At 41.2% G+C, this 4,408-nt stretch carries 4 protein-coding genes; 3 read left to right on the top strand and 1 reads right to left on the bottom strand.

Annotation, left to right across the window (positions count from 1 at the left end; all coding sequences use genetic code 11):
• Nucleotides 1–256 precede the first annotated feature (256 nt).
• The 3 genes from PLL47_RS05885 to nadA all read left to right on the top strand — a co-directional run bounded on the left by PLL47_RS05885 (nt 257) and on the right by nadA (nt 3,247).
• Nucleotides 257–484, top strand: coding sequence for a hypothetical protein (locus PLL47_RS05885; protein ID WP_324445270.1), 228 nt, complete (start codon nt 257–259; stop codon nt 482–484).
• Between the two features lie 663 nt (nt 485–1,147).
• Nucleotides 1,148–1,963: an aspartate dehydrogenase gene (locus PLL47_RS05880; RefSeq protein ID WP_324445271.1), complete on the top strand. Its 816-nt coding sequence runs from the start codon at nt 1,148–1,150 to the stop codon at nt 1,961–1,963.
• 369 nt (nt 1,964–2,332) lie between these two features.
• On the top strand, nt 2,333–3,247 hold the full coding sequence (nadA, locus tag PLL47_RS05875) for a quinolinate synthase NadA (protein WP_324445269.1): 915 nt from the start codon (nt 2,333–2,335) through the stop codon (nt 3,245–3,247).
• Nucleotides 3,248–3,392: 145 nt separating this feature from the next.
• Here the strand turns inward: nadA and PLL47_RS05870 are convergent.
• Nucleotides 3,393–4,408: PGF-pre-PGF domain-containing protein (locus tag PLL47_RS05870; protein WP_324445268.1), on the bottom strand; the 1,016-nt coding region annotated here is incomplete at its 5' end.

Here is a 4,408-nt window from a genome sequence, read left to right as displayed (position 1 = left end):
TCTCCAAAGTCCACCAGTATTCCGGCATCATTGAGGTTTTTTCCAGCCACGCAAATTCTGGTCTGTTGAAGTGACTTTATCGCCAAATTTCCAGTACCAGGAAGTTGGTGCCCCTGTACTCTTGTCTGTAAATGTGACTGTCAGCGGTGCTTTTCCTGCATATGCCGTGGCCACAACCCAATTTCTTTTAATACAGTGTTTATGCGAGTTAATGTAAACAGTCCAGACTCCGCAATTTAAGTACTATTTTTTGAATATGACCGTTGAGAGTTTAATGGATGCTGATTTTTGCGGCTTAACTATATGTCCTAATAAAAAATACTATATGTGCTTAAAAGAATCTAAAAAACTAAACTACGAAAAAAAGTTGTTGAAAATCACAATTAATATATTTAATGGTAGTTTGAGTCTGAAAGATTGTTTCTTTCATGTGTGTAATCAGAAAGCTTTAGAGGCATCTGGAGAAAAGAAAAAACCTTTTTGAAAATTCTGGTAGCAATTCTATTTTTGAGATTTTCTGCCCCTGATGGCATCAAGAATTTTTTTAAAAACCCACACAAATGTGAGAATAATAACTATAGGTATAACCCAGGGAATATGAGGTGAAAATTTCATAATAAAGCATTGTTTTAACAAATATAAGAAATTTGCTAAGATATCTGGATTCTATCTTCTACTTTTTATTAAATGGGATTCTCTGTAAAATACATACCTAACATCATTATTATCCAGCAGATAACGATAAAAGCAAGTATTCCCCTTACTAAATTTTCGGATTCTATCAAATATTCCCCACCTTCTGCATATCTATGAATGCTAACATATAAAAGTTTTTTCTGCTATGCTGTACTTTGTTTCTGGTAGGGAGCACAGACAAGAGCGTTTGTTGTTATCTGTGTTCTGCAAAATGGGTACTGACAACAGGGATAAAAAAGTCAGGAGCTGACGGGTATTTTGAGGCGAAAACAGGTCCCTGTTAACAGAAGGTTTAAAGAGAGAGAAAGGTGTACAGTACTCCAATTCCTGGAACTCTTCTGTGCCGGGGATATTAAGATTACTATAATATAAGGAATTATATCTAATTGAAAAATACCAGCTAAACTGGTTGAATAAATTAAAACTTACTGATTATTCTCAGGAGCCTGGAATACTGAAAATAGGAATAATTGGCTGCGGTTTTATCGGCGGACAGATCTGCAGGGCAATTGACAGAGGAGAGATTGATGCAGAGTTATATGCCCTCTGTGACTCTTCTGAAAGCAAAGCCTTTGAACTTGCATCATCCCTGAAAACATGCAGGCCTGCATATATGAAAATTGAAGAACTCATACGCAGTGTGGATCTTGTTATTGAAAGCGCTTCCCAGAATGCCGTCAGGTTCATTGTACCTCAGGCCCTTCAGGCCGGACGTAATGTGATGGTATTGAGTGTGGGCGCTTTTGCTGATAAAGAATTGAGGGAAACCCTTTTCGGGCTTGCAAAGCAGCACAACTGCAAGCTTTATTTCCCTTCGGGCGCAGTTGTCGGAATAGACGGAATAAATTCAGCATGTGCAGCCGGGGTTTCCTCTGTCACCCTGACCACCAGAAAACCTCCTTCAGGCCTTATGGGAGCCCCTTATGTTGTGGAACAAGGCATAGAACTTGAAAAGCTCGAAAAAGAGACCGTGCTTTTTGAAGGGACTGCCTCAGAAGCCGTAAAAGCCTTTCCTGCAAATGTTAACGTGGCAGCCACCATAAGCCTCGCAGGAATAGGTTTTGAACGGACGATGGTAAAGGTTATAGCTGATCCTTCTCTTTCAAGAAATGTGCATGAAATTACCGTAGAAGGAGCATTTGGAAAGTTCTGCACAAGAGTGGAAAACCTTCCCTCTCCGGATAACCCTAAAACAAGTTATCTTGCAGCTCTTTCTGCGATTTCCACCCTGAAAAAGCTCCTTAACCCTGTTCAGATAGGAACCTGAATCTTTTAAAATTTCAAGCTTGAAGATCAAAATTTCTATTTGATTTTCATTTTTTTCCTGTTTTTTCTTTTTCTTTCTCAATCCGGTCCCCTGTGAACTTTTCAGGACAGAAGGCTGGCTGTGTTCACAAATATTATATAGGACGGAAGAGTTAAGCAGGTACATCCAAGGAGACAGCGTATGTGCGCGAAAAAAAGCTTTATGGATAAATCTTCCTTACTGCACTTTTTTACGTTTAATATGCCCCCCTATTAAAATACCAGTAAATCAAATATCACGCGAGCTATTTCCGGAGTTTTAGATTCTTTCCGTTAAAAATATCTCTGGTTAACTTTCAGCTTAATTTCCTCTAACATTTATGGTGGTCCCATGCAGCAAGCAGACCTTATAAAAAGGATCAAAGAATTGAAGTTAAAACGAAACGCAGTAATTCTTTCTCATTATTATTCCCGCCCTGAAGTCCAGGACATTGCGGACTTTGTCGGAGACTCCCTTGCCCTTAGCCAGGAAGCCGTAAGCCAGGATGCGGAAGTTATTGTTTTTTGTGGCGTCCATTTTATGGGAGAAAGCGCTGCAATTCTTTCTCCGAATAAAACGGTTTTGTTGCCTGAAATTGATGCTACCTGCCCTATGGCAGATATGGTAAACGTAGAAGGCCTTAAGAAATTAAAAGAAAAGCATCCCGATGCCCCTGTTGTCTCTTACGTGAATAGCTCGGCTGCAATAAAAGCAGAATCCTATATCTGCTGCACATCTGCCAACGCTGTGGAAGTGGTAAACTCGCTGGACGCTGAAGAGATCATCTTTGTGCCCGACAAGAACCTGGCTGCTTATGTCGCAGCCCGGACTGATAAAAAAATCATTCCATGGGAAGGGCACTGCCCCACCCACCACCAGATCCTCAGGGAAGATGTCCTGAAAATGAAAGAAAAGCATCCTCAGGCTAAATTCATAGCCCATCCAGAATGCCGCCCAGAAGTCCTTGAACTTGCAGACCATGTGGCGAGTACGCGGGGCATGATTTTATACGCAAAAAAATCTCCTGCACAGGAGTTTATAATAGGCACGGAGTGCGGGCTTATTCACGGGCTCCTCAAAGCGGCTCCGGAAAAGAAATATTACTGCATCTCTGAGTTTGCCTGCTGCCCCAGCATGAAAATGGTCAACCTTGAAAAGGTCCTTGCTTCTCTTGAAAAAATGGAACGCAAAGTAACCGTCCCCGAAGACGTAAGGGTCAGAGCAAAAGAAGCCCTGGACAGAATGCTTGCAGTAAAAGTAAAGTGAACGTTTGAATTTTTTCCCTTTTTCTCGTTTTCTTTGCCTCTCTGAAGGGGCAATCTGTTTTATTCTTTTTAAATGCCTGTGAAATTAAGAATTTAGAGTAAATGAGGCAAGAAGCCTCGCATACTTTCACGCTAAAAGTGGATTTTTAGATCTTTTTCTTTAATACACAATATCCTGCAATAACCATAAACAACGGTAGAGCAATTGCTAAAAATATTTTAGCCATTTTCATAGGTTCTTTGGCTATGCTGCCCTTTCCTGAGCCTGTCAGGGCCCTCAGAGTTTGCTGCAATTGAGTTTCTTCTTTATCTTTCTCTGCATTGTATTCCGTTATTGCAAAGAAGGAATATCCAGGGGTTTTTGATTCGAAATAAACATATTTTTCGTCTTCTCCGGTTTTTTCTGTATCAAGAGGCTTCCAGCCTTTGCCTTTCTCATACCGTTGAAGTGTTACCAGGGATTCACTGACATTATTCTCTTCAATCCATGCTTTTTCAACCCTGAACCCTACCACTCCGTTTTTAAGGGAAGTGGGAAGTCCTGCTGCATTTTCTCCTACCCAGATATTCACGTGTTTATATATTTCTCCGGGAGGAAGTATAGGGACAAGAGTGGATTTTCCTTTAAGAACTTCTACTATTGTTGTCGTCTTCCTGAATGTCCTTGTTGCATCGTATTCGATATGAGTTATGCATGTAACGTTTTCCGGGAATTTGTATTCAATATGATAGCCGCTTATTACGTTTCTGGTAGCAAGCTCTTTAACATCAATGTTTTCTGCCGGCTCTGTGGAGATGCCGCTTCCCATGCCGCTGGAACCTGAGTCCGAATCTGAACTGGAACCTGAATTAGAGCTTGAGCCTGAATTTGAGGTAGAACTGGAACTGGAGCTTGAACCTGAATTTGAGGTAGAACTGGAACTGGAGCTGGAACTCTCACTTTCTGCACTGTTTCCTGACCCTGAATCATCAGTTTTTGAGTTATCGGTTCCAGTATCAGTTCCTGTATCAGTTCCTGTATCAGTTCCTGTATCGGTTCCAGTATCGGTTCCAGTATCGGTCCCTGTATCAGTTCCAGTATCGGTTCCTGTATCAGTTCCTGTATCAGTTCCTGTATCGGTTCCAGTATCGGTTCCAGTATCGGTTCCAGTATCGGTTCCAG

The organism is Methanosarcina sp. (genome assembly GCF_035390745.1).
GTDB lineage: Archaea > Halobacteriota > Methanosarcinia > Methanosarcinales > Methanosarcinaceae > Methanosarcina.
The sequence above is the reverse complement of the archived record's forward strand: the minus strand, read 5'-3'. Positions and strand labels throughout refer to the sequence as shown.

Excerpts from the sequence above, each read along its gene's own strand:
- PLL47_RS05885 (WP_324445270.1), top strand. The coding sequence starts at position 257 with ATGACCGTTGAGAGTTTAATGGATGCTGATTTTTGCGGCTTAACTATA.
- nadA (WP_324445269.1), top strand. The coding sequence starts at position 2,333 with ATGCAGCAAGCAGACCTTATAAAAAGGATCAAAGAATTGAAGTTAAAA.